General features: G+C 67.3%; 21 protein-coding genes and 1 tRNA gene. 16 read left to right on the top strand and 6 right to left on the bottom strand.

Annotated elements, in window-relative coordinates:
• Window positions 1–79 precede the first annotated feature (79 nt).
• A complete protein-coding gene (locus L2Z93_RS06545) occupies window positions 80–1,777 on the bottom strand; it encodes a serine/threonine-protein kinase (RefSeq protein WP_260575512.1) in 1,698 nt (565 codons plus the stop codon).
• Between the two features lie 156 nt (window positions 1,778–1,933).
• Between L2Z93_RS06545 and L2Z93_RS06540 the strand changes: the two genes are divergently transcribed.
• The 8 genes from L2Z93_RS06540 to L2Z93_RS06505 all read left to right on the top strand — a co-directional run bounded on the left by L2Z93_RS06540 (window position 1,934) and on the right by L2Z93_RS06505 (window position 12,542).
• On the top strand, window positions 1,934–2,104 hold the full coding sequence (locus L2Z93_RS06540; RefSeq protein WP_162562039.1) for a hypothetical protein: 171 nt from the start codon (window positions 1,934–1,936) through the stop codon (window positions 2,102–2,104).
• 125 nt (window positions 2,105–2,229) lie between these two features.
• Window positions 2,230–3,711 carry an arginine-ornithine antiporter gene (gene arcD, locus L2Z93_RS06535; protein WP_090593577.1) on the top strand — a complete coding sequence of 494 codons (1,482 nt, stop codon included), beginning with the start codon at window positions 2,230–2,232 and terminating at the stop codon, window positions 3,709–3,711.
• Window positions 3,712–3,789: 78 nt separating this feature from the next.
• Window positions 3,790–5,046: an arginine deiminase gene (locus tag L2Z93_RS06530; protein ID WP_090593574.1), complete on the top strand. Its 1,257-nt coding sequence runs from the start codon at window positions 3,790–3,792 to the stop codon at window positions 5,044–5,046.
• Between the two features lie 74 nt (window positions 5,047–5,120).
• Window positions 5,121–6,125 carry an ornithine carbamoyltransferase gene (locus L2Z93_RS06525; protein ID WP_090593571.1) on the top strand — a complete coding sequence of 335 codons (1,005 nt, stop codon included), beginning with the start codon at window positions 5,121–5,123 and terminating at the stop codon, window positions 6,123–6,125.
• A 10-nt stretch (window positions 6,126–6,135) separates the two neighbouring features.
• A complete protein-coding gene (gene arcC, locus L2Z93_RS06520; protein WP_090593568.1) occupies window positions 6,136–7,041 on the top strand; it encodes a carbamate kinase in 906 nt (301 codons plus the stop codon).
• Window positions 7,042–7,247: 206 nt separating this feature from the next.
• On the top strand, window positions 7,248–8,504 hold the full coding sequence (locus L2Z93_RS06515) for an esterase family protein (RefSeq protein ID WP_370745930.1): 1,257 nt from the start codon (window positions 7,248–7,250) through the stop codon (window positions 8,502–8,504).
• A 115-nt stretch (window positions 8,505–8,619) separates the two neighbouring features.
• Window positions 8,620–11,115, top strand: a complete 2,496-nt coding sequence (locus L2Z93_RS06510) for a glycogen/starch/alpha-glucan phosphorylase (RefSeq protein ID WP_090592625.1) — start codon at window positions 8,620–8,622, stop codon at window positions 11,113–11,115.
• A complete protein-coding gene (locus L2Z93_RS06505) occupies window positions 11,112–12,542 on the top strand; it encodes an NCS2 family permease (protein ID WP_090592440.1) in 1,431 nt (476 codons plus the stop codon). Before L2Z93_RS06510 ends, L2Z93_RS06505 begins: the two co-directional genes overlap by 4 nt.
• A gap of 64 nt (window positions 12,543–12,606) precedes the next feature.
• Here the strand turns inward: L2Z93_RS06505 and stpK7 are convergent, their stop codons facing one another.
• Window positions 12,607–14,382 (bottom strand): serine/threonine protein kinase StpK7, encoded by a 1,776-nt coding sequence (gene stpK7, locus L2Z93_RS06500; RefSeq protein ID WP_090592444.1) that lies wholly within the window; start codon window positions 14,380–14,382, stop codon window positions 12,607–12,609.
• Window positions 14,383–14,564: 182 nt separating this feature from the next.
• Here stpK7 and L2Z93_RS06495 point away from each other — a divergent pair, with 182 nt between their 5' ends.
• From L2Z93_RS06495 to L2Z93_RS06485, 3 genes are all read left to right on the top strand, one after another.
• Window positions 14,565–16,223, top strand: a complete 1,659-nt coding sequence (locus L2Z93_RS06495) for an SLC13 family permease (RefSeq protein WP_090592628.1) — start codon at window positions 14,565–14,567, stop codon at window positions 16,221–16,223.
• 66 nt (window positions 16,224–16,289) lie between these two features.
• On the top strand, window positions 16,290–16,961 hold the full coding sequence (locus L2Z93_RS06490) for a cutinase family protein (RefSeq protein WP_370745929.1): 672 nt from the start codon (window positions 16,290–16,292) through the stop codon (window positions 16,959–16,961).
• A 75-nt stretch (window positions 16,962–17,036) separates the two neighbouring features.
• Complete coding sequence (locus L2Z93_RS06485; protein ID WP_090592452.1) at window positions 17,037–19,916, top strand: MMPL/RND family transporter; 2,880 nt, start codon at window positions 17,037–17,039, stop codon at window positions 19,914–19,916.
• Window positions 19,917–19,955: 39 nt separating this feature from the next.
• Here L2Z93_RS06485 and L2Z93_RS06480 read toward each other — a convergent pair whose 3' ends face one another.
• Both L2Z93_RS06480 and L2Z93_RS06475 read right to left on the bottom strand, forming a co-directional pair.
• A complete protein-coding gene (locus L2Z93_RS06480; protein ID WP_090592455.1) occupies window positions 19,956–21,362 on the bottom strand; it encodes a PepSY-associated TM helix domain-containing protein in 1,407 nt (468 codons plus the stop codon).
• A 139-nt stretch (window positions 21,363–21,501) separates the two neighbouring features.
• The gene (locus tag L2Z93_RS06475; protein WP_234786243.1) at window positions 21,502–22,209 is read right to left on the bottom strand and encodes a gamma-glutamyl-gamma-aminobutyrate hydrolase family protein; all 708 of its coding nucleotides are present in this window, start codon (window positions 22,207–22,209) and stop codon (window positions 21,502–21,504) included.
• Window positions 22,210–22,328: 119 nt separating this feature from the next.
• Here L2Z93_RS06475 and L2Z93_RS06470 point away from each other — a divergent pair, with 119 nt between their 5' ends.
• The 3 genes from L2Z93_RS06470 (at window position 22,329) to L2Z93_RS06460 (ending at window position 23,320) form a co-directional block, all read left to right on the top strand.
• Window positions 22,329–22,532 carry a cold-shock protein gene (locus tag L2Z93_RS06470; protein ID WP_090592459.1) on the top strand — a complete coding sequence of 68 codons (204 nt, stop codon included), beginning with the start codon at window positions 22,329–22,331 and terminating at the stop codon, window positions 22,530–22,532.
• A gap of 129 nt (window positions 22,533–22,661) precedes the next feature.
• Window positions 22,662–22,931 carry a hypothetical protein gene (locus L2Z93_RS06465; protein WP_090592462.1) on the top strand — a complete coding sequence of 90 codons (270 nt, stop codon included), beginning with the start codon at window positions 22,662–22,664 and terminating at the stop codon, window positions 22,929–22,931.
• Window positions 22,928–23,320 carry a type II toxin-antitoxin system VapC family toxin gene (locus L2Z93_RS06460; RefSeq protein WP_090592465.1) on the top strand — a complete coding sequence of 131 codons (393 nt, stop codon included), beginning with the start codon at window positions 22,928–22,930 and terminating at the stop codon, window positions 23,318–23,320. The genes L2Z93_RS06465 and L2Z93_RS06460 overlap by 4 nt, the downstream gene beginning before the upstream one ends.
• A gap of 21 nt (window positions 23,321–23,341) precedes the next feature.
• Here the strand turns inward: L2Z93_RS06460 and L2Z93_RS06455 are convergent, their stop codons facing one another.
• Complete coding sequence (locus L2Z93_RS06455) at window positions 23,342–23,965, bottom strand: CYTH domain-containing protein (RefSeq protein WP_090592469.1); 624 nt, start codon at window positions 23,963–23,965, stop codon at window positions 23,342–23,344.
• A 113-nt stretch (window positions 23,966–24,078) separates the two neighbouring features.
• Here L2Z93_RS06455 and L2Z93_RS06450 point away from each other — a divergent pair.
• A tRNA-Ile gene (locus L2Z93_RS06450) sits at window positions 24,079–24,152 on the top strand.
• A gap of 24 nt (window positions 24,153–24,176) precedes the next feature.
• On the opposite strand, the gene L2Z93_RS06445 is transcribed toward L2Z93_RS06450, so the two are convergent.
• Window positions 24,177–24,485, bottom strand: a complete 309-nt coding sequence (locus L2Z93_RS06445; RefSeq protein ID WP_128111917.1) for a hypothetical protein — start codon at window positions 24,483–24,485, stop codon at window positions 24,177–24,179.
• A gap of 147 nt (window positions 24,486–24,632) precedes the next feature.
• Between L2Z93_RS06445 and L2Z93_RS06440 the strand changes: the two genes are divergently transcribed.
• Window positions 24,633–25,103 carry a hypothetical protein gene (locus tag L2Z93_RS06440; RefSeq protein WP_090592477.1) on the top strand — a complete coding sequence of 157 codons (471 nt, stop codon included), beginning with the start codon at window positions 24,633–24,635 and terminating at the stop codon, window positions 25,101–25,103.
• Window positions 25,104–25,111: the final 8 nt, after the last annotated feature.

Raw genomic sequence — 25,111 nt, 5'->3', positions numbered from 1 at the left:
CCATACTGACCACCATTACTCGGGCCTGTTGTTTAGTCACGCGACCTCCTGGATTAGCAACGCCGACTTTCGCCGCTGGTTAGTAGATGTAGACGACCGCCGCGCGGCCTCCGGTGCAAGCGACGTAGTCACCGGTCCGTAGTGGCGAGCAGCGCACGATGATGGTGTCATTGGGTCCGCACTCCGCGGCTGGCCCAAGCGTCGAGCACGGAACGGATCCTTCGACCGGAAATCCTACCGCCGGATCGGGCATCACACCTCGTACGGGCCCGCTGTTCCAATATGCCCTCAGCGTGTTCGCTGCCATCAGGCACGACGTACTTTTCGAACCTCGTCGCGCCTGAACACCCCACCCAACAGAGGAATCAGTCAGGCTTGTAATGGCGCATGAGACCCCGTAGGGATCGATCCCCGTGTATGACGCCGGAGGAACTCCCGAATATCTCGGGATCGAGTTCACGTTCGTAGTTGTTGTTGTCGTGGGATACGCGGTCGTCGGGTAGGTCAGGTGAGACGTTATCGTTGGTGACGATGCCGACTTGACGCTTGCGTCCGACACCATATTCACCCCGGCCACGACGGCCGCAATTGCGACCGGAATGCACAGCGCGACGACCAGCCAGCCCATACCCCCCAGCTTCTTCTTCGACGTTGACGGAAACCCTGGGGGCAACGCATCGGTGGACGCTCCTGCATCGAGCGGAGATTTGAATTGCGGTTTGGTCGACACCGGCGGATTCGGGGCGACTTCCTTCGAGGCTTCCGTTGTTGGTCGCTTTTCTGTCTGTGCCCACGGTTCCGGCTTTGACTTTGCGGGCCAGGCGGTGGCCGTTCCCGGTGTCCGTTCCTGAACCATTGACTCGGGAGCGCTCATCGTCGACGCCCCCGCCGGATAATCCACGACTGGTGGTTCTGCGACCACGACTTCAGGCGCGGCCGCGGTCCGCAGCGCAGCGACAAACTCCGCGCACGTGGCGTAGCGGTCACGCGGTTCCTTGGCCAGCACCCGGGCGAACACGGCATCCAGCGCCCTGGGCAGAGCCCGGTTGGCGTCGGTGATCCTCGGCACCGGCGCCGAAACGTGACGCATCATCAGCGCCGAGACTGGCGAGGCGACGTACGGCGGGGCGCCAGTCAACAGATCAAATGCCGTGCAACCCAGCGAATACACATCAGCGCGATTATCCAGCTCTCGGCCGTCGATCGCCTCCGGGGAGATGTAGCTCATTGTGCCGATCGTCATCCCAGTCGAGGTCAGGGACGTCGACTCACTGCCAGCCTTGGCGATCCCGAAGTCCGCTAGTTTCACCGACTTCAAATCACCCGCGCGATCCAGCTCCACCAGGATATTCGCCGGCTTCACATCCCGGTGGGTGATCTTGCGTTCGCCGTAGGCATGATCCAGGGCGGCGCCGGCGCCAGCAATGATCTCCGTCGCCAACTCCAACGACAACGCGCCCCGGGCCTTCACCAACTGTGCGGCATCCTGGCCGTCGATGAACTCCATCGTGAGCCACAGTCGGCCCTCGTACTCGCCGCGGTCATAGATCGTGATGATGTTGGGGTGGCGCAGTGGGGCCAGCAGCTCGGCCTCGCGAATGAACCGCACCTGGAACTGGGCGTTACGACTGACATTGGTGTCCAGCAACTTCAACGCATCCTGGCGCGGCAGACGCGGATGCTGAACGAGATACACCTCACCCATCCCACCGGCGCCGATTCGGCGTAGTACCAGGTACCCACCGATGCTCGCGTACTTCTGTGTCTCCCCCTCCACGCTGTCGAGTCTCGCACGAGTGCCTCAGACTCGGCGGCAGAAGATCGAGGAACTCATGCCCGCGTGACCCGCGTCGGACGCCCGCGGCTGAGGCGGCCTTTCAGCACCGTCCGGGCGTCTCCACTCTGGGGCCCCGGCCCCGGCGGTGACTACCTGGTGCGGCAACTGGCGCTGGTGTCCGAGGAAAGCGGCAGCGTCGGCGTGGCGCTGGCCGCCGAACCCGACGACGGCCAGTTCGCCACCGCGACCGCGATGCTCAACGAGCTCGGACAGTGGTTCGTTGAGCACCGGCACAATTTTTCGACGGTCACTTGTCACACCGCATGAGGCCCGAAGTCGTGACTCTGTCAGCAAAGAGATTCCACTTCGGAAAGGTGCGGTCACGATCACAGTTGTGAGCTAGGTTCGGGGAGTCGATTAGGGACACGACGACCACGGGGAGACCTCAGAATATGTCGGACACCGACGTTTCGCCCGCGAGGACCGCAGGCGCCTCAGCTGGAAAACTTGGGCTCGCCGCCCTGACCGCCATCGTCATCGGATCGATGATCGGCAGCGGCATTTTCGCACTGCCCTCGCAGATGGCCGGGATGGCCGCACCCGGGCCACTGCTGGTCGGCTGGATCATCACCGGCATCGGAATGCTGATGCTGGCCTTCGTGTTTCAGACACTGGCCACCCGCAAGCCCGAGGTCGACGGCGGTGTCTACGGCTACGCGCGCGAGGGCTTCGGCAACTACATCGGCTTCACCTCGGCGTTCGGCTATTGGGCTTCGGCCTGGATGGGCAACGTCGCGTACCTGGTGTTGTTGTTCGCGACACTGGACTACTTCTTCCCGGGCGCCTTCACCGAGGGCACCACTCCGGCCGCGATCATCGGCGCCTCAATCCTGTTGTGGGTGACCCACTTCCTGATTCTGCGCGGTGTGCAGACCGCGGCGTTCGTCAACACCGTGGTGACCATCGCGAAGGTGGTGCCGATTCTGGCGTTCATCGCGGTGGCCGCCGTCGGCTTCAAGATGGGCCTGTTCAGCGCCGACCTCTGGGGCGAGAACACCGACATCGATGGCGCTCCGCTCGGTGACACCATGACTCAGGTCCGGAACATGATGCTGATCACCGTGTGGGTGTTCATCGGCATTGAGGGCGCAGCCGTCTACTCCGAGCGCGCCAAGTCGCGCAGCGCTGTCGGAAAGGCCACCGTCGCAGGGTTTTTGGCGGTCCTCTCGCTGCTACTGCTGGTCAACTTCCTGTCCTACGGCCTGATGAAGCAGGCCGAGCTCGCCGACCTGCCGGATCCGTCGATGGCCGCCCTGATGGCCCAGCAGGTCGGGCCCTGGGGCGCGGGGTTCATCTCGGTCGCCCTGATCATCTCGCTGCTCGGCGCCCTGCTCGCCTGGTTCCTGCTGTGCGCGGAGATCCTGCGCATTCCGGCGAAGGAAGCCGTGATGCCCGAGGCGCTGGGCCGGGAGAACGCCAACGGCTCCCCCGCCGGCGCGCTGTGGCTGACCAACGGCTGCGTGCAGGTGGTGCTGATCCTGACGCTGTTCTTCGAAAGCACCTACCTGGGCCTGGTGCTGCTGGCCACCTCGCTGATCCTGCTGCCCTACCTGTGGTCGGCGGCCTACCAGTTCCTGTTGGCGGTGCGTGGCGAGACCTACAACGACGGGAAGGGCCGCACCCGCGACATCGTGGTCGGCGGAGTCGCGCTGATCTACGCCATCTGGCTGGTCTACGCCGGCGGGCTGGAATACCTGCTCACCGCGGCGCTGCTCTACGCGCTGGGCACCGCGCTGTATGTGTGGGCGCGTCGGGAAAAGGGCCAGCCGCTGTTCACCAAGGCCGAACTGATCATCTTCATCGTTCTGGTCGTCGCCGGGCTCATCGCCATCTGGCAAATCGCCACCGGAAATATCGCCGTCTTCTCCGGCTGAGACATCGCATTCAATTCGGCGCGCTCGCGCGCGGCTCCTGAGTTCGTCCCAATGTTGTGACAATGGAAAGGAAACCAAATGCCTGAGACCGAATCCAAGGTGGGCGTGTGGTCGGAGATCGGCAAACTGCGCCGCGTGCTGGTGTGTCAACCCGACCTGGCCCACCAGCGTCTCACGCCCGACAACAGCGCCGAGCTGCTGTTCGACGACGTCATCTGGCTGGCCCAGGCACGTCGTGATCACTTCGATTTCGTCTCCAAGATGCACGACCGCGGCGTGCAGGTTCTCGATCTGCAGGAATGCCTGGGTGATGTGCTCGCCGACCAGACCGCTCGCAGCTGGGTGCTCGACCGCCGGCTGACCCCGAATATGGTCGGCCCGGTGGTCGCCGAGGAACTGCGGCCGTGGCTGGAGGAAATGCCGGCCGCAGAGCTGGCCCGCTCGCTGATCGGCGGCATCGCGTTCCACGAGGTTCCCAAGGACGCCTCCGGCGCCTTCCTGCGCGCCTTCGCCGAGACCGAGCCCGCCGGCTTCGTCATCGCGCCGCTGCCCAACACCCAATTCATGCGGGACAACTCGTCCTGGATCTTCGAGGGCGTCACGCTCAACCCGATGTACTGGCCGGCGCGGCAGCCCGAAACCCTGCTGACCACCGCGGTGTACAACTTCCACCCGGAGTTCGCGGGCGCGACCTACGACGTCTGGCTGGGTGACCCCAACGGCGATCCCTACGACCACGGCGCCACCACGCTCGAGGGCGGCGACGTGATGCCGATCGGCAACCGCACCGTCGTCATCGGCATGGGTGAGCGGTCCTCCCGCCAGGCCATCGTCCAGGTCGCCAGGAATCTGTTCAACGCCGACGCCGCCGACCGGGTGATCATCGCCGCGCTGCCCAAGACCCGTTCGGCGATGCACCTGGACACCGTCTTCACCTTCTGCAATCACGATGTGCTGACCGCCTACGCCCCGATTGTCGACGGCATCCAGCCGATCAGCCTGCGGCCCGACGAGACCGAACCCTACGGCATCAGCATCACCAAGGAGAAGAAGGGCCTGGCCGAGGTCGTCGGCGAGGCGCTCGGGGTGAAGTTCACCGTCGTCGCCACCGCCGGCGACATCTACGGCATCCAGCGCGAGCAGTGGGACGACGCGAACAACGTCGTCGCCGTGGAGCCGGGCGTGGTCATCGGCTACGACCGCAACACGCTGACCAACACCGCCCTGCGCAAGGCCGGCATTGAAGTCATCACCATCGACGCCGGCGAACTCGGCCGGGGCCGCGGTGGCGGTCGCTGCATGACCTGCCCGATCCTGCGGGACCCCGCCTACTGATCCATTCGCCAAGCACCCGGCCGCCGTCCCGGCGGCCGGGTCACCCACTCACCCTCGATCAAAGGACGCCGACGATGCCTTTCAATATCCGCAACCGCAACCTGCTGTCGCTGGTCCACCACAGCGAGCGCGACCTGATCTACTTGCTCAACCTGTCCCGGGATCTCAAGCGCGCCAAATACTCCGGCGCCGTCCGGCACAGTCTGGCGGGCAAGAACATCGCGCTGATCTTCGAGAAGACCTCCACCCGCACCCGGTGCGCGTTCGAGGTGGCCGCCTACGACGAGGGCGCGCACGTCACCTACATCGACCCGACTTCCTCGCAGATCGGCCACAAGGAGTCGATGAAGGACACCGCCCGGGTGCTGGGCCGGATGTACGACGCGATCGAATACCGCGGCTTCGGTCAGGATGTGGTCGATGAGCTCGCCAAGTACGCCGGCGTCCCGGTGTTCAACGGTCTGACCGACGAATACCACCCGACCCAGATGCTGGCCGACGTGCTCACCATGACCGAGCATTGTTCCAAGCCGATGCATGAGATCTCCTACGCCTACGTCGGCGACGGCCGCAACAATATGGCCAATTCGCTGCTGCTGGTCGGCGCGAAGCTCGGTATGAACGTGCGGATCGGCGCGCCCAAGCACCTGTGGCCGGAGCCCGAGCACATCGCGATGTGCGAGAGCTTCGCCAAGGACTCCGGCGCGCTGCTGCTGATCACCGACGATCCGCAGGAAGCCGTCAAGGGCGTCGACTTCATCCACACTGACGTGTGGGTGTCGATGGGTGAGCCGATCGAGGCCTGGGGACAGCGGATCGACGAGTTGATGCCGTTCCAGGTCAACGCCGCCCTGATGGCCGCCTCCGGCAACCCGCGGGTGCGGTTCATGCATTGCCTGCCGGCGTTCCACAACTCCGAGACCAAGGTGGGCGCCCAGATCGCGGCGCAGTACCCGCAGCTGTCCAACGGCATCGAGGTCACCGACGACGTGTTCGAGAGCCCGGCCAATATCGCCTTCGAGCAGGCCGAGAACCGGATGCACACCATCAAGGCCGTGCTCGTCGCGGCGCTGGCGTAAGGAGTTCGCTGTGCGCATCGTTATCGCCTTGGGCGGCAACGCACTTCTGCAACGCGGCCAGCCGATGACCTCGGAGAACCAGCGGTCCAACATCCGGCTCGCCGCCGAACGGATCGCCGCGGTGGTGCCCGGCAATGAAGTGGTTGTCGCGCACGGAAACGGCCCGCAGGTGGGTCTGTTGGCACTGCAGTCCGCCGCTTACACCGAGGTCGCGCCGTACCCGCTGGACGTGCTCGGCGCCCAGACCGACGCCATGATCGGCTACGTGATCGAGCAGGAGCTGGGCAACCTGTTGCCCGGCCACCAGCAGCTGGCCACCATGCTGACGATGATCGAGGTCGACCGGAACGACCCGGCGTTCCAGAATCCGACCAAACCGATCGGCCCGGTCTACGACAAGGAAACCGCTGAGGCGCTGGCGGCCGAGAGCGGCTGGGCGATCGCACCCGACGGCGACAAGTTCCGCCGGGTGGTGGCCAGCCCGAAACCCAAGCGGATCTTCGAGATTCGGCCGATCCGCACCCTGGTGGAGAACGGTGTCGTGGTCATCTGCGCCGGCGGCGGCGGCATCCCCACCATGTACGACGAGAACAACGACCTGCAGGGCGTGGAAGCGGTGATCGACAAGGATCTCGCCTCGGCGCTGCTGGCCGAGGAACTCGGCGCTGACCTACTGGTGATCGCCACCGATGTCGACGGCGTGTACCTCAACTGGGGCACACCGGACCAGACCAAGGTCGGCGAGGTCACCGCCGGGGAGATCGAGGGGCTGGACCTGCCCGCCGGGTCGATGGGCCCGAAGGTCGCGGCCGCCTGCGGTTTCGCCCGCGCCACCGGCGGCACGGCGGTGATCGGCTCGCTCGCCGATATCGCCAATATCGTCACCGGGTCCGCCGGCACCCGGGTCACCGGCTGATTCGACGAGCGCGCGAGGAGAAGATCAGCCGCACCGGCACCGGCTGATTCGACGAGCGCTCGTCACAACTGTGAAAGCGGTCGGTAACAAGGCGATCACTCCGCGCGGCGGGATCTGACCCGGCGCCGTGCCGCTGTTAATTTTCCCGCAGCGGCACGGCGACGGGAGATCAGGTGGCGAGCTCAATCACGCGACGGTGGACGAAGGTGTCTGCGCGCGCGGTCAGCGTCGGCGCCGCCGCAGTGCTCGCCCTCGGCGCGTCGCTGGTCACCGGACCCCAGGCGGGCGCCTACTCGCGTCCCGGACTGCCGGTGGAGATGCTGCAGGTTCCGTCGCCGTCGATGGGCCGCGACATCCCGGTTCAGTTCCAGGGCGGCGGAGAGCATTCGGTGCTGCTGCTCGACGGCCTTCGGGCACGTGACGACGCCAACGGCTGGGACATCGAGACGGCCGCGTTTGAGTGGTTCAACGATTCCGGGCTTTCGGTGATCATGCCGGTCGGCGGCCAGTCCAGCTTCTACACCGACTGGTACGAACCGGCCAAGGGCAACGCCGGCACCTACACCTACAAGTGGGAAACCTTCCTGACCCAGGAACTGCCGGCCTGGATGGCCGCCAACAAGGGCCAGTCCCCGGTCCGCAACGCCGTCGTCGGTGTGTCGATGGCCGGCGGCGCGGCGCTGACGCTGGCCACCTGGCACCCGCAGCAGTTCGTTTTCGCCTCCTCGCTGTCAGGTTTCCTCAACCCGTCCTACGGGCTGTGGCCGACGCTGATCGGCGTCGCCATGAACGACGCCGGCGGTTTCAGCCCGCGCAATATGTGGGGCCCGAGCAGTGACCCGGCCTGGCAGCGCAACGACCCGATGGTGAACATCCCCCGCCTGGTGGCCAATGGCACCGCGCTGTGGGTGTACTGCGGCGACGGCAAGCCCGCCGGCATGGAGTCAGGCGGCGACTTTGGCATCAACTTCTCCGCGTCGTACCTGGAGAACATCACCATCTCCACCAACAAGGAGTTCCAGCAGCGTTACGTCGCCGCCGGCGGCCACAACGCGGTGTTCAATTTCCCCGCCAACGGCACACACAGCTGGGGGTACTGGGGCGCGCAATTGCAGCAGATGAAGCCGGAGATGCTCAAGGTGCTGCAGGTCGGCGAGTACGCGCCAGCCCCTGTCCCGGTCGCGCCTGCTCCGGTGGCAGCGGCCCCGGTGGCAACCGCTCCGGTGGCAGCAGTTCCGGTCGCGACCGCCCCGGCGGCAGCCGCACCGGCGGCAACCGCTCCGGTGGCAACCGCTCCGGTGGCCACAGCCCCGCAGACGCCCGCCGCAGCCATTGCGCCGACGGCCCCCGCAGCCGTCGCGCCCACAGCCCCCGCAGCCGCCGCACCCGTCGCCCAATCCCCCGCCCTCGCCCCGGGCCTGACCCTGCACCGCGGCGTCACCGCCACCGTCCCCACCCGCTGACCAGCGCCGTCCGCGCCGCCCCCGGCCGGAGCCGCCATTGCCGCTGCGGGCGGACCGGCAGGGTGCTAATTTTCCGGGGCGAGAGGCCGACAATGAGCAGCTGAGGGATATGACGATGACCGATGTGACCGACCGCCAAACCCAAGAGATCCCGACCGGCTTGAGCCGCACCGGGATGACGGCCAATGCCTTGAAAGCGGCGATATCCGACCACCTGTTGTATTCGATCTGTCGCCCGGCGGCGGTGCTGACCACGCAGAACTACTACACCGCGCTGGCGCTGGCGGTCCGCGACCGGCTGCAGGGCCGCTGGATGCCGACCACCCAGACGTTCCTGGACCTCAGCAAGAAGGTCACCTGCTACCTGTCGGCGGAGTTCCTGATGGGCCCGCAGCTGGGCAACAACCTGCTCAACCTGGGGATTGAGGAGTCTGCGCGGGAGGCGCTGGCCGATCTCGGCCAGGACCTCGACGCGGTGCTGGCCTGCGAGGAGGAGCCGGGCCTCGGCAACGGCGGACTGGGCCGGCTGGCGGCCTGCTATCTGGACTCGCTGGCGACTCTGCAGCGTCCCTCTATCGGTTACGGCATCCGCTACGAGTTCGGCATCTTCGACCAGGAGATCCACGAAGGCTGGCAGATCGAGCGCACCGACAACTGGCTGTCCTCGGGTAACCCGTGGGAGGTCTACAAGCCCGACATGAACTACTCGGCCGGCTGGGCCGGCCACACCGAGCAGTACGTGGACGTCGCGGGCCACTTCCGGGTCCGCTGGGTGCCGGGCCACGTGGTCAAGGGCGTCGGCTACGACACCGCGGTCCAGGGCTACGGGGTGCCCAACTGCAACACCCTGACGCTGTGGAGCGCCCGCGCCATCGAGTCCTTCGCGCTCGAGGCGTTCAACACCGGCGACTACTACAAGGCCGTCGAGCAGGAGGTGACCGCCGAGACGGTCACCAAGGTGCTCTATCCCAACGACGAGCCGGAGATCGGCAAGCGGCTGCGGCTGGCCCAGCAGTACTTCTTCGTCACGTGCTCGCTGCAGGACATTCTGCGGATCCACCTCGAGGTGGCCGGCCGACCGCTGCGCGAGTTGCCCGACCAGTGGGCGGTGCAGCTCAACGACACCCATCCGTCGATCGCGGTCGCCGAGTTGATGCGGCTGCTGGTCGACGAGCACCATGTGCACTGGGACGAAGCGTGGGACATCACGGTGCGAACCTTCGGCTACACCAACCACACGCTGCTGCCGGAAGCCCTGGAGACGTGGCCGCTGCGACTGTTCGATGAGTCGCTGCCGCGGCACCTGGAGATCATCTACGAGATCAACAACCACTTCTTGGAGCAGGTCCGCACCCGCTTCCCCGACGACCCGGACCGAGTCTCCCGGATGTCGCTCATCGGCGAGGACGGCGGCAAGTGCGTGCGGATGGCGCATCTGGCCACCGTCGGCAGCCACCGAATCAACGGTGTCGCGGCGCTGCACTCGGAGCTGCTGAAAGCCAGTGTGCTCAAGGACTTTTACGAGATGTGGCCGGATCGGTTCGGGAACATCACCAACGGAGTCACCCCCCGGCGGTTCCTGGCGCTGTCCAACCCCGGGCTGCGCGACCTGTTCAACGAAACGATCGGCGACGGCTGGCTGACCGACCTGTACAAACTGCGCGAACTGGAGCCCTACGCCGAGGACCCGGAATTCCTCAAGCGCTGGCGAGCGGTCAAGCGCGCCAACAAGAGCCGGCTCGCCGAGTACGTGCACACCACCACCGGAATCGAGCTGGACCCGACTTGGATGTACGACATCCAGGTCAAGCGAATCCACGAGTACAAGCGTCAGCACCTCAATGCGCTGCACATCGTCACGCTGTACCACCGCCTGAAAACCCAACCCGGACTGGTGATCCCGCCGCGGGTGTTCATCTTCGGCGGCAAGGCCGCGCCCGGTTACTTCATGGCCAAGCGGATCATCAAGCTGATCACCGCCATCGGCGCGACGGTGAACAACGACCCCGACGTCAACCGGTTCCTGCGGGTGGTGTTCCTGCCCAACTTCAACGTGAAGAACGCCCACCTGGTCTATCCGGCGGCCAACCTGTCCGAGCAGATCTCCACCGCCGGAAAGGAGGCCTCCGGCACCGGCAACATGAAGTTCATGATGAACGGGGCGCTGACCGTTGGCACCCTCGACGGCGCCAACGTGGAGATCCGCGAGGAAGCCGGCGCGGAGAACTTCTTCCTGTTCGGACTCACCGTCGAAGAGGTCGAGCAGCTGCAAGCCACCGGCTACCGGCCCGCCGACTACATTGAGCGCAACGCCGAGCTGACCGCGGTGCTGCAGTTGATCTCCGACGGCACCTTCACCCACGGGGACACCGAGATCCTGCGCCCGGTGCTGGATTCGCTGGTGTTCCACGACCCGTTCCTCGCGCTGGCCGACTACGCGTCCTACATCGAGTGTCAGGACCGGATCAGCCGCGTCTGGAATGACCGCGACCACTGGTCGAAGATGTCGATCCTCAACGCCGCCCGCAGCGGCAAGTTCTCCTCCGACCGCGCCATCCGGGAGTACTGCGACGAGATCTGGAACGTGGGGCCGATGGGCGTGAATCTGTGACAAAACCGGCCGGCGACACCGCCGGGTGGGTGGACCGCTACTTCGAGATCACCGCGCGCGGTTCCAACGTCGTCACCGAGTTGCGCGGCGGGCTGGTCACCTTCATCGCGATGGCCTACATCATCGTGCTGAACCCGATCATCCTGGCCAGTGGCTCCGACGTCGAAGGCCACCAGCTGGGATTCGCCCAGGTGTCGGCGGTGACATCGGCGGCAGCCGGTGCGATGACGATCCTGTTCGCGGTGGTGGCCCGGATGCCGTTCGCATTCGCCGCCGGATTGGGCATCAACTCGTTTCTAGCCAGCTCGGTGGTCGGCTCGCTGACCTGGTCGGAAGCCATGGGGCTGGTGGTCATCAACGGGCTCATCATCGTCGCGATGGCGGCCACCGGGGTGCGCAAGATGGTGTTCGACGCCGTCCCGATGGAACTCAAGCTCGCCATCACCGTCGGCATCGGGTTCTTCATCCTGTTCATCGGGCTGGTCAACGCCGGGTTCGTGGCCGCCACCGGTAGCCCTTCTCCCCCGGTGGGTCTCGGCCCGCAGGGCAACGGCTCGATCAGCGGTGTGCCCACCCTGATCTTCGCGATCACACTGCTGGTGACCGGCGTGCTGGTGGCCCGCAAGCTGCGCGGCGGCATCCTGATCGGGCTGGTGGTGGGCACCCTGCTGGCCGTCATCGCCGAGGCCGCCCTCGATCTGGGCCCGGCCACCGAGAACCCGGGCGGCTGGCGGCTGTCGGTGCCCGCGCTGACGAGTTCGCCGCTGGCCCTGCCCGATCTGTCGCTGCTCGGCGACTTCAGCTTCACCGGGTTCGGCCGGATCGGAGTGATCGCCGCGCTGATGCTGGTCTTCACGCTGGTGTTCACCAACTTCTTCGACGCCATGGGCACCTTCACCGGGCTGTCCCGGCAGGCCGGGCTGGCCGACAACTCCGGCAACTTCCCGCGGTTGCAGTCCGCGCTGGTAGTCGAGGGCGCCGGCGCGGTGGTCGGCGGGATGGCGTCGGCGTCGTCGAACACGGTGTTCGTCGAATCGGGCGCCGGCATCGGGGAGGGCGCGCGCACCGGTTTGGCCAGCGTGACCACCGGGCTGCTGTTCCTGGCGGCGATGTTTCTCACCCCGGTCGCCGAGATCGTGCCGTCGGAGGTCGCCGCTGCCGCGCTGGTGGTGGTGGGCGCGATGATGATCTCGCACCTGCGTGAGATCGACCTGTCGGACTTCTCGGTGGCGTTGCCGGTGGTGCTGACCGTGGCGGTGATGCCGCTGAGCTACTCGATCGCCAACGGCATCGGCGTCGGGTTCATCTCCTGGGTGGTGGTGCGCTCGGCGACCGGCCGGGCGCGCGACGTCAGCCCGCTGCTGTGGGTGGTGGCCGTCGGTTTCCTGCTGTTCTTCATCCGCGGCTGGCTCGACACGCTGCTCTGATCAGGGCCAGGAGCCCAGGGCCGGTTCGCTGGAGATGACCTCGCCCGGTCCCAGCGGCACCGCGCTACCTCGTCGCGCCGTTGATCACCGGCTGATCCACCACACTGAGCTGCTGGCCCCATTGAGTGGCGATCTCCCGGTACTCCCCGGTGCCGATCAGGTGCTCCAGAGCCATCCGCAGCGACTGCGACAGCGCCGAATTGCGCGCGACGGGCCACCCGTAGAGGCCGGTGTCGAACGCCTCACCGGCCTGCTCGATCTTGCCGGCGCTGAGCTTGACCGCGAACCCGACGATCGCCGAGTCGGCCGACATGGCGTCGATCTCGCCCTGCAACAGCGCCTTGGTCACCGCGTCCTGCTCATCGAGCACCACCTTCTCCAGCGGTGGCAGGCCGGCCGCCTCGCACGCCGCGCTCTTCGACGGCAGCTCGTGGGTCTCCTGAACGGTGCCGCGGGCCACCCCGACCCGCAACCCGCAGGGCGCCTCCGGGTCGGCGGTGTCCCCGACGCGCCGGGACCAGCTGGTGCCGGTCTGCAGGTAGGTGACGAAGTCCACCTTCTGCTCGCGTTGCCGGGTGTCGGTGATCGAGGACGCGCCGACGTCGATCGTCCCGGTCTCCACCGCGCCCAGGATCGTGTCGAACTCCAGATCGCGGTACTCGACGCGCAGCCCCAGGGTTCTGGCCACCGCGTTCATCAGGTCGATGTCGTAGCCGACCAGATTGCCGTCGCTGTCCTTGAACTCCCCCGGCGCGTAGGGCACGTTCGTCCCGACGATGAGGACGCCTCGGGATTTGATCGCCTCGGGGACCGTGGCGGCGATCTTGGCCACCCGGCCGTCGTCTCCGGCGTTCCGCGACGGCGACGTCCCCTCACCCGGCCCGCCGCGGTCCCCGGTGGCCCAGACGAAGGCTCCCGCCAGCACGCCGACGAGCAGCAGAGCGGCGGCCACCAGCCAGCCCTTTCGACTCTTCCGGGCGGCGGCCGGCCTCGGGGCCGCGTGTCGGCCGGTGGTGCTGCGGGCGGTGGCCTCGGCCGCGCGGGACGTCGCGGCGGCCAGCGCCGCGCCGCTCTGGAACCGGCGGTCCGGATCCTTGGCCATGCCCTTGGCGATCACCTCGTCGAACGGGGCCAACCGCGGGTTGATGTCCGACGGCTTGGGCGGCGGCAACCGCAGGTGCCCGGCGATCTGCTGTTCGAGGCTGTCGCCCTGATACGGCCGCACCGCGGTGAGGCATTCGTAGAGCACCGCGGTCAGCGCGTAGATGTCCGAGCGCGGATCGGTGACCGAGTTGTCGAAGCGCTCCGGCGCCATGTAGGCGAGCGTGCCGAGGGTGTTGCCCGCGGTGGTCATCCCGGCGTCGGTGGCGCCGCGGGCCAGCCCGAAGTCGATCAGGTAGGCGAACTTGTTGTCGGTGATCAGGATGTTCGCGGGTTTGACGTCGCGGTGGATGATGCCCTCGGCGTGCGCGGCGTCCAGCGCGGACCCGATCTGCTCGACGAACGTCGCGCAGAACTCCGGGCTCAGGGCCCGGCCGGTGTCGGTGAGCACCGCGCCCAGGGTGCGGCCCTCGATCAACCGCATGTCCAGGTACAACTGGCCGTCGATCTCGCCGTAGCCGTGAATGGGGACGACGTGCGGCTCGCTGAGCCCGGACACCGCGTGCGCCTCCCGCCGGAACCGCTCCTGGAAGGCGGCGTCCTCGGCGTGGTGGGCCGGCAGCACCTTCAGCGCCACCTCGCGGTGGGTCTTGGTGTCGAAGGCGCGGTAGACCTCGCCCATACCCCCGCGCCCGAGCCGTTCACGCAGCTCGTAGTGGCCGAACGCCTTGGCCTCCACACGTTCTCCTCGAGCGGGCTCGTCGGGGCTGGGGTGTGGTGCGGCGCGAACCGTCCCAGCGAACTCCCCTGCTGAATCGCTTGAAGCTACAACACCGGCCGTGAGGGCGGCCACGAAAGTCCGGTTAACGACTGTGTCCCAGAGTTGAACAGAACTTGAACACCTGGTTGATAATGCTCGCCATGGCGATTCTGGCGGCGGTGATTGTCATCGCCACCTTGGTGGCCATGGCGAGCAATAAGGTGCCGCCGGTGTTGGCGCTGATCTGCGGGTTGGCGACCGCCGGGCTGGTCGGCATCGCGACCCCGTCGGAGTTGTTCAGCGGGTTGTCCAACGGCGGCGTGCTGACCGTCGCGGCGATGCTGGTGATCGCCAAGGGGGTGTTGCACACCGGTGTCATCTCCCGGATCACCTATCGGCTGCTCAACGGGGTGGACAGTTCGCTGCACGCGCTGACGCGGTTGATCCCGCCGGTCGGGTTCATTTCGGCGTTGATCAACACCACGCCGATCGTGGCGATGCTGATCCCGGCGACCCGGGAACTCGAACAGCAGTCCGGCGTGCCGGCCCGCAGCGTGCTGCTGCCGATCGCGCACGCCACCACGCTGGCCGGATCGGCGACCCTGATCGGCACCAGCTCCAACCTGCTGATCGCCGGCCTGGCCGCCCCGGCCGGGGTCCAGCTGTCGATGTTCTCCTTCGTTCCGATCGCGGTGCCGGTGGCGCTGGTGGGCTGGGTGGTGTTGCTGATCACCGCCCGGCCGATGCTGCGCGGCGAACCTCGCGCCCGCGAGCGGGAGATGTCCTGGCGCGCGGAGATCCCGATCGCGCCGGGCGCCAACGCCGTCGGCCGGACCGCCGCCGAACTCGGCGTCTACGCCACCCCGGAGTTCGAACTCGTCGACCTGCAGCGCTGGGGCAAGCACACCGCGCCCGACAGCATCCTGGAAGAGGACGACGTGCTGGTCTACCGGGCCACCGAGTCCGGGGTCCGGATGCTGTGGGCCAGCCCGCGCTTCGGGCAGTCGCCGCAGGACCTCTACATGGTGTCGATCTCCACCGACGAGAACGCCACCATCCGCGACCTGGAGGAGGGCGAGGACGTCCAGGTGGTGGCCGCCGAGACCGAGAAGCTGCTGCGCGACACCGCCGCCCGACCCGGCGAGATGTGCATGGTCACCGCGAAATCCGCCGAGGTGCTCAACGAACATCCGCTGGTCGGGTTGTGGCAGAAGGTGGCGGGCAAGGCTCCCGAGACCCGCAAGACCTGGATCGCGCTGGGCGTCCTGCTGTCGGTCATCATCTCCGGGTCGCTCGGGCTGGCGCCGATCGAGCTGATCGCGGCCACCGGAGCGACGCTGATGGTGGTGACCGGCGTGCTCACCCCGCGCTCGGCGGTGCGGGCGCTGAACTGGAACATCCTGGCGATCATCGCCGGTTCGGTGGGTCTGGGCGTGATCGTCGTCAACAGCGGCCTGGGGAACTACATCTCCGACGCACTGCTGGCCGCGGGCGGCGGCAGCGTGGTGCTGCAGGTGGCGGCCATCGCGATCTCCACCGCCCTGCTGACCAATTTCGTCACCAACGCCGCCGCGGCGGCGATCCTCACACCGATGGCGTTGGTGGTGGCCGACACCATGGGCATGGACCCGGTGGGTCTGCTGACGCTGATCGGCACCTGCATCTCGTTCACGTTCCTCAACCCGTACAGCCACCAGTCCAACCTGATGGTGATGAAGCCGGGCCGCTACACCAACGCGACGTTCTTCAAATTCGGCCTGCCGCTGATCACCGCGTGCCTGGCCGCCGCGATCGGAATGGGTGTGCTGTTGCTCGCCTGAGGCCCCGCGACCAGGGCGTTCGGGCTGAACTCGCTTGTCCACCAGGCGTCGTGACAGAATGCGGCAATGCCTTCACGCGCGAAAATGCTGTCCCGTCTGAGCTTCAGCGGCCTGCTGGCCGCCGCCTCCGTCGTCCCCATGGTCGCGTTCGCGGCGCCGGCCGCCGCCGATGACTGCGCGAGCGTCGACCTGGTGTTCGCGCGGGGCACCAACGAGGCGCCCGGCCTGGGCCTGGTCGGCGACGCGCTGGCGAATTCGCTGCGGTCCCAGCTCGGCGGACGCAGCCTGAGCACCTACGCGGTGAACTACCCCGCCAGCTACAACCTGCTGCACACCCAGGACGGCGCGAACGACGCCCGCGGGCACCTGGCCTGGATGGCGCAGAACTGCCCGAACACCCAGATCGTGCTGGGCGGCTTCTCCCAGGGTGCGGCCGCCATGGCGATGCTGGCCGGGGTTCCGCCGGTCGGCGACCGGATCGGCTCCTTCGGTTCCGCGCCCGCGTTGGCCCCCGACCTGGCGAGCAATGTTTCGGCGGTGGCCGTGTTCGGCAACCCGAGCCGTCGTTTCGGCAGCCCGCTGAGCGGCGCCGGCCAGTTCGCCGGCCGCACCATCGACCTGTGCATCGCCGGTGACCCGATCTGCACCGACGGCGGCGAGGACCGCGCGGCGCACAGCAACTACGAGTGGGCCCCCTACCCGGACCAGGCGGCCAGCTTCATCGCCGCGCGCGTCTAACGGACTTCCCCGTCCGACACACGACTCTGGTATGAATAGCTGACCTAACTGTCGTAGGAAGGGGCTCCGCTCACCGTGCCGGATGCACCCGCGGCCACCCACGCCACCCCGGACACGCATCGCGGCATCGCGCGATTCCTGCGCCGGTACGCCGTGCTGGTCGTCGCCGCCTGGATCGCCCTGATCGCGGTGGTGAGCAGCACCGTGCCGACGCTGGAAGAAGTCGGCGACATGCGATCGGTGTCGATGAGCCCGGAAAACGCGCCGTCGATGATCGCGATCAAGCGCATCGGCGAGGTGTTCGACGAGTTCAAATCCGACTCCTCGGCGATGATCGTGCTGGAGCGCGACACCCCGCTGGGCGATGTGGACCACATCTTCTACGACGGCATGGTCGACCAGCTGGAGGCCGACACCCGCCACGTCGAGCATGTGCAGGACTTCTGGGGCGACAGCATCACCGAGGCCGGCGCACAGAGCGACGACGGCCACGCCGCCTACGTCGCGGTGTACCTGGCCGGCAATATGGGCGAGGCGCTGGCCAACGAATCGGTTCAGGCCGTGCAGAGCCTCGTCGACGGCATGGAGAAACCGGAGGGCCTGAAGGTCTACGTCACCGGCGCGACGGCGCTGGCGTCCGACCAGCAGGTGCACAGCACCGAGAGCCTCAAGCGCATCGAGATGGCGGTGTTCATCGTCATCATCACCATGCTGCTGTGGACCTACCGGTCCATCCCGACCATGCTGGTGATGCTGTCCATCGTGGTGCTGCTGCTGTTGGCGTCCCGAGGGTCGGTGGCGTTCCTCGGCTATCACGATCTGATCGGGCTGTCCCCGTTCGCCACCCAGCTGTTGGTGACCTTGGCCGTCGCGGCGTCGACCGACTACGCGATCTTCTTCATCGGCCGATATCAGGAGGCCCGGTCCAAGGGGATGTCCAAAGAGGACTCCTACTACGACATGTACCACGGCACCGCGCACGTGGTGCTCGGCTCGGGTATGACCATCGCCAGCGCGCTGTTCTGCCTGCACTTCACGAACCTGCCGTACTTCCAGACCCTCGGCATCCCGATCGCGGTCGGCATGACGGTGGCGGTGATGGCGGCGTTGACGCTGGGTCCGGCGATCATCAGCATCGCAACCCGGTTCGGCAAACTGCTGGAGCCCAAGCGGGCCATGCGAATCCGGGAATGGCGCCGGATCGGCGCACTGGTGGTGCGCTGGCCGGTGCCGGTGCTGCTGGCGACGATCGCGCTGTCGCTGATCGGCCTGCTGACGCTGCCCGGCTACAAGACCAACTACAACGACCGCAACTACCTGCCGGACACGCTGCCGGCCAGCGAGGGCTTCGCGGCGGCCGACCGACATTTCTCGCCGGCGAAGATGAACCCCGAGCTGCTGCTCATCGAACTCGACCACGACATCCGCAACTCGGCGGACTTCCTGGTCATCGACAAGGTCGCCAAGACCATTTTCCGGGTGCCCGGCGTCGGCAGCGTGCAGGCCATCACCCGGCCCGACGGCAAGCCGATCGACTTCACCACCATCCCGGCGATGATCAGCCGCAATGGCGTGATTCAGGACATGAACCGTCCGTACACGGACAAGATGATGGACAACATGTTGGCCATGGCCAATGACATGGACATCACCATCTCGACCATGGAGCAGATGGTCTCGGTGATGGGCCAGTCCACCGAGGTGATGACCTCGATGGTCACCAAGATGCGCGGCATGATCGGCGACGTGAAGCAGATGCGCGACAGCATCTCCGATTTCGAGGATTTCCTGCGCCCGGTCCGCAACTACCTGCACTGGGAAAAGCACTGCTACAACATCCCGGTGTGCCAGTCGATCCGGTCGATCTTCAACGCGCTGGACATGTTCGACCCGCTGGTCGACAACTTCGACGACATGCTCTCCGATATGGACCGCATGGTGGTCCTCCTGCCGGAACTGCTGGCCCTGATGCCGGAGCAGATCGCGTCGATGCGGTCGCAAAAAGAGATGATGCTGACCCAGTACCAGGTGCAGAAGGGCATCGCCGACCAGGGCAAGGCCATGTCGGAGAACCAGACGGCCATGGGTGAGGCGTTCAACGAGGCCAATAACGACGACACCTTCTTCGTGCCGCCGGAAATTTTCGACAACGCCGACTTCAAGCGCGGGATGGAGAGCTTCATCTCCCCCGACGGACACGCGGTGCGGTTCATCATCTCCCACGACGCGGACCCGCTGACCACCGACGGCATCAAGAACATCGACGCGATCAAGGCCGCCGCCCGCGAGTCGGTGAAGGGCACCCCGTGGGAGGGCGCGAAGATCTACCTGGGTGGCACCGCGTCGGCGTTCAAGGACATGCAGACCGGCAACAATTACGACCTGATCATCGTGGGCATCTCCGCGTTGACCCTGATCTTCATCATCATGCTGCTGATCACCAAGAGCCTGGTCGCCGCGACGGTGATCGTGGGCACCGTGCTGGTGTCCCTCGGGTCATCGTTCGGTCTGTCGGTTCTGTTGTGGCAGCACATCATCGGCATCGAATTGCACTTCATGGTGATGGCGATGGCGGTGATCGTGCTACTGGCCGTCGGCGCGGACTACAACCTGCTGCTGGTCGCGCGGATGAAGGAAGAGATACCGGCCGGGCTCAACACCGGCATCATCCGGGCCATGGGCGGCTCCGGAACGGTGGTCACCTCCGCGGGTCTGGTGTTCGCGTTCACCATGATCTCGATGTCGGTCAGCGCGATGATCGTGGTGGCCCAGATCGGCACCACCATCGGCCTCGGGCTGCTGTTCGACACCCTGGTCATCCGCTCCTTCATGACCCCGGCGATCGCCGCCTGGCTCGGCAAGTGGTTCTGGTGGCCGCAGCACGTGCGGCAGCGCCCGGTCCCCTCGCCGTGGCCGAAGCCGCTGGCGACCGCCGGAACCTCGGCCTCCGAGTAACCGTGGGCGCGCCCATCGAGCGCGAGATGTGACCGGCGTTCACACAGTCCGGCGCAGCAGGCCCACGGCCACGTCGGCGGCGACGAACCCGGCCAGGCTCAGGCCGAGCAACGGGATGAACCAACCGACCAGCGCGGCGGCGGCCAGCACGGCGACCGCGGCGCCCGGCGCCAGGGCTGCCAACGCCCCGCGGCGCGGCGGGCGGCCCACCCGCATCCGATCGGGCCTACGTTGCCACCACATCCGGTAACCACCCACGATGACCGCCACCAGCGCGCCGGCCAGCGCCAGCAGCGCCAGCTGATTGGGCAGCCCGAACAGCGTGCCCATGTGCAGCTGGATGCCCCAGGCGGCCAGCTTCGCCGCCAGCGGCCAGTCGGCGAACCAGCTGGCGTCGGTGACGGCGCCGGTCGCGCCGTCCACGGCGACGGTGTTGGTGGACATCACCCAGGGCTGGCGGGTCTGGGCGACGGTGAACGCGGTCGTGGTGTCGGCGGGGATCGCGATCTCCACCGGGCCGCCGAGTCCTGCCGCACGGGCTGTGTCGAGGACCCGGTTCAATTCGCCCACTCGCGGCGCGGTGGGCACGACGGGGACGCTCGGCGCGGTGGCCCCGTGACCGTGCCCGGCGTGCGGATCAGGGTCGTGCTCGGCGCCCTCGCTCCCGGTCAACGAGACGCTCACCGCCGGGGTGCTCCAGGACAGCGCGGCGCGCAGCTTGTCCACGTTGGCGCCGGCATAGGCCGACCAGGTCAGGCCGGTGGCGGATAGGAACAGCAAGCCCGTCGCGATCCAAATCCCGGTTGCGCCATGCCAATTCAGGGTGCGGCGGCGTCCGGTCGCCGAGCGGTCGACGGTCAGCAGCCGATTGCGTCCGCGGCCGCGCAGGTAGCGCCCGATCCACAGGTAGAGCCCGCCGAGCACCACCACCCAGAGCCAGGACGCGGCGAGTTCGCTGTAGAGCCGGCCCGGTTCGCCGAGGTTCAGGTTGCGGTGCAGCCCGCTGAGCCAGGCCCGCACCGGCAGAGCGTTGACGCTGCCGTAGACCGCGAGGTCCCCCTGCAGTTCCCCGCTGGCGGGGTCGACGAACACCGCGCGACGCGATTGCTCCAAGATCGGGTCGGCGAACAGCACCTGGGTGGTCAGGCCGGACTCCCCCGGGCGCACCGCCACCGCGGCCAGATCGGGGCGGGCGCGCTGGGCGGCCCGGACCTGGTCGGCGATCGGCAGCGACGGCCCCGCCGTCTGCGCCTGCAGGTGGTCGCGGTACATCCACTGCTCGATCGTCGGCGCGACGGCGTACAGCCCGCCGGTCACCGCGGCGACCAGCAGAAACGGCCCGACCAGGACGCCGGCGTAGAAGTGCAGCCGCAGGAAGAAGGCCCGGGTGCTGCCCGGTCGTCCGGAGGCCGACGTGTCGGCGCGGTCTACCTCGGTGAGCGGCAACGGTGTCTCGATTCTCCGGCAGCGGCGGGCCGCCGGGGCTGTGGCAGCGTCAGACACCGTCGCACACCCACCCCCACCTGCGCAAGCCCTGAATTTCTCGCGGAATTTCCGGGAACTTTCCCGGCCATCGGACCGACTATTACGTGTTGCGGTGCTGTGCTTCCAGACGCCGCAGCAACCGCGTCAGCTGCGTTTCGGCCACCGCCGGGTGCTCCGGGTGCCACTGCACGCCGGTGATCGGGGCGCGGGTGTGCACGACGGCCTCGACCACCCCGTCGGGGGCCCGGGCCACGACCTGCAGGCCGGACCCCAGCCGGTCGACGGCCTGGTGGTGCGAGCAGTACACCGGTCCGGCGCCCGCCGCCTCCGGCAGCCCGTCGGCGTTCACCCGGGCGGTGGTGAAGCGGGCCATCCCGGCGCCCGCGGCGCTGCGGTGGGCGCTGTCGGGCCCGAGATCCTGGATGAGGGTCCCGCCGAGCGCGACATTGACGACCTGCAATCCGCGGCAGACGCCGAGCAGCGGCTGACGGCGGGCCAGCGCCTGTTCGATGACGGCGAGGTGCGCAGCGTCCGCGTCGGGCTCGTGCCCGCCGCCGCCCGGGTAGTCCGCGGCGCCGCCGTATCGCTGCGGGTCGATGTCCTCGCCGCCGAGGAGCACCACCACGTCGGCGTCGGCGGCGGCGTCCAGGGAGGCCTGGACCGGCGCTTCGGCGCTGGCGAAAAGCCGGGTCTGCCAACCCAGGAGCGTGGCCGCGCGCAGGGCGCCCCGGTTCAGCTCGTCGAGCACGTCCTGGAACTCGCGCGCCTCGGGTCGCTCGGTGCGGAGATGGAACAGTGCCGCGCGCACGCTGCCTCCGGTCGGTCGTGCGCTGCGTCGCGCGAGAATCACTGCGGGGGAGAACCATGATAGGGTCAGTTCGCGCGAATTTTAGTTGTCGCGTATTTCAAATGAGAGAAGCAAGTTAAATGGCACAGGGCACTGTGAAATGGTTCAACGGCGAAAAGGGCTTCGGCTTCATCGCCCCGGATGGCGGCGCTGCTGACGTCTTCGTCCACTACTCCGAGATCCAGGGCAGCGGTTTCCGCACGCTCGAGGAGAACGCTCGGGTTCAGTTCGAGGTCGAGCAGGGCGCGAAAGGCCCGCAGGCAGTGGGCGTTTCGACCATCTAGTCAAACGCAGACTTCCGACGCCGGCGCAGCACAAGCTGCGCCGGCGTTCTGCTTTCCGGTGGCCGGCGCCGGAAGCCCGGGTCCCGACCAGTAGGTGTTACACCGTATGTTTCGGTGTTACACTCACTTATGCCGACCAACCACAAACGTCACGCGATAACCGAGACCGAGGACATCAGCGACGCCCTGGCTCTCGCGCGGCAGCAATGGCCGGAACTCGGCGACCGGCCCGGCGCCCTGCTGCGACGCCTCATCCTCACCGGACGAGAGTTTCTCGCTCTCAACTCGTCTGAGGCGAACCGCGATCGACGAGACGCGATCGCCGAGACCAGCGGGGCGCTCAGCGGCGTCTTCGGACCTGGCTACCTGGACGACCTGCGCCAGGACTGGCCCGAGTGATCGTCCTTGATGCGAGCGTTCTGATCGGACACTTCGAATCCGCGGACGCGCATCACAACCGTGCTACTCGGCTGATGGCGACACACGCAGGCCAGAATTTCGCGGCCAGCGTCGTGACGATCGCCGAATTGTATGTCGGGGCCACGCGCGCCGGACAAGCCGAACAGCTGTCCCGGCTACTGCGCAGATTGAACGTCGTCAGCCTCGAACTCCCCGCCGACGCGGCGCGGCGGCTCGGCGAACTTCGATGCCAAACCCGGTTGAAGATGCCGGACTGCGCCGTGCTGTTCGCTGCGGAATCCCGGGGCGCCGAACTGGCCACCTTCGACCGGATCCTCGCCGCACGGGCGCGGGAGATCGGGGTGACCGTCACCGACGCGCAGGACTGAGCCAGGAGCGTCGGCGGGATGTCAACGATCGGCGAATCGGTTGCAGCCCAGGGTGTCGACGAACACCGGGCCGCGCCGCTGAAGATCGCGATGGTACTGCGCGGCCCATGAGCCGTACGGGTGATGCGCCAGGTATTCGTTGCGGAAGCGGTCGTCCTCGGACACCTCGCTGACGCAGAAGGCGGGGATCTCCAGATCGACGACCGGGCCGCCACGCTCGACCTCGGCCAGCACCAGCGGCGCATTGCCGCCGAGGAACCGGTCGAGAACCCAGCCGTCCTCGCCCAGCCACACCGAATACCGGGCCTTGACCACAACGTGGACGGCGCGGCGAATGATCTGGCCCGCGATCTGCGCGTCGAGCTCACGCTCGGCCTCATACCGGGTGCCGCCGACCGCCGGACCCTTGACCGTCATGGTCCCGACGGCGTCGTCGCCCAGGGCGTCGACCAACTCCCCCGCCTGCGCGGCCAGATCGACCGGCGCGGCGCCCTGAACACGGATGCGGACGGCGTAGCCGTCGGCGCCGAACAGATAGGCCTGGACGATCAGGGTCGGCGACGGGTCCGACGCCGCCACCGCGGGCAGTTCGTCGACGAAAAACTTCCGCTCGAATTCGAAATCGCCGTAACCGGATTCGGACATGTGTTAAACGGTAGCCCGAATAGGGGCGAATCCCCGGGATTGCGGGGCCGGCCACCGGAGGTGTGTGCGCCGTGATCCGACGGCATGCGACGATGGTGCCGCGTTTTCGCGCCGGGGCGGTAGCTCAGATGGTCAGAGCTGGGGACTCATAATCCCTAGGTCGCGGGTTCGAGCCCCGCCCGCCCCACTAGCCTCACCCTGCACAACACGCTCAGTGCCGCAGGTACACCAGCGCGCCCTGACCACCCTCGCAGCGCGACCCGGCGTTGTAGCAGTTCATGGTGTAGCTCTGCCCGGTCACCGGGCTGAGCACACTGAACGCCAGTGAGCCTTGGCCCTTGTTGTGATAGGTCTCGGCCACCGCCATGGCGAACGGGCACGAGGTGTTCGCGTTGCCGGCGAACACGTTCGCCCCTCGGCTCGAGACGCCGCAGAAGGTTTCCGGGTCTGCCGACGCCGGGCTCGCCGCCACTGTCAGCGCCGCGGCGACGGCAAACCCCGACATAAAGATTCCCGCCATCACTCGCACGCGGTGTCCTCGCTCCCTGATCCGCCATCCCGTCCGATCTCACGATAAGCCCGCGCCCGACCCCTACGACGCGCAAGATTCCTGGATGCCGCGGACTTCAAGGGGCCCGGCGTCGGCAACCGAAAGCAGGCCGTCCTGATGACGTTTTCCCGCACCACCGCCGCCATCGCGGCCGTCGTTCTCACGTTCGGCCTGACTGCCTGCAGCAGCTCAGGGAGCGTGAACGAAACGCCCACCACCGCCGTGTCGTCGGAAGCAGAACCGGCGAATACGGACCTGGCGACGCTGGTGCCACCGCCGGCGGGCGCCACCGAGACCAAAGGCCCCCATCAGATCGACAACGGCGGAATCCACCTGTACTACCAGGTCGACGGGTCCCCCAAGGACGTGATGGCCGCGTTCCGGGACGCCCTCGCCGAGCACGGCTGGGAAATGACGACCATCACCTCCGGCGGCGGCGATCACGGGGGTGGCGCGACCTACACCGGAACCCACGGTGACGCCTACGGCGTGTTCGACGGCGGCGGGTTCCAGACCACCACCCACGTCGACGTGTGCGTCTGGCCGACGAAGCCCGCAGACCCGGATTGCGACCGCGACGACGAGTAGCCGCTCAG

It is taken from the genome of Mycolicibacterium brumae, assembly GCF_025215495.1.
GTDB lineage: Bacteria > Actinomycetota > Actinomycetes > Mycobacteriales > Mycobacteriaceae > Mycobacterium > Mycobacterium brumae.
Note: the sequence above shows the minus strand (reverse complement) of the source record. Positions and strands in the feature narration are given on the sequence as shown.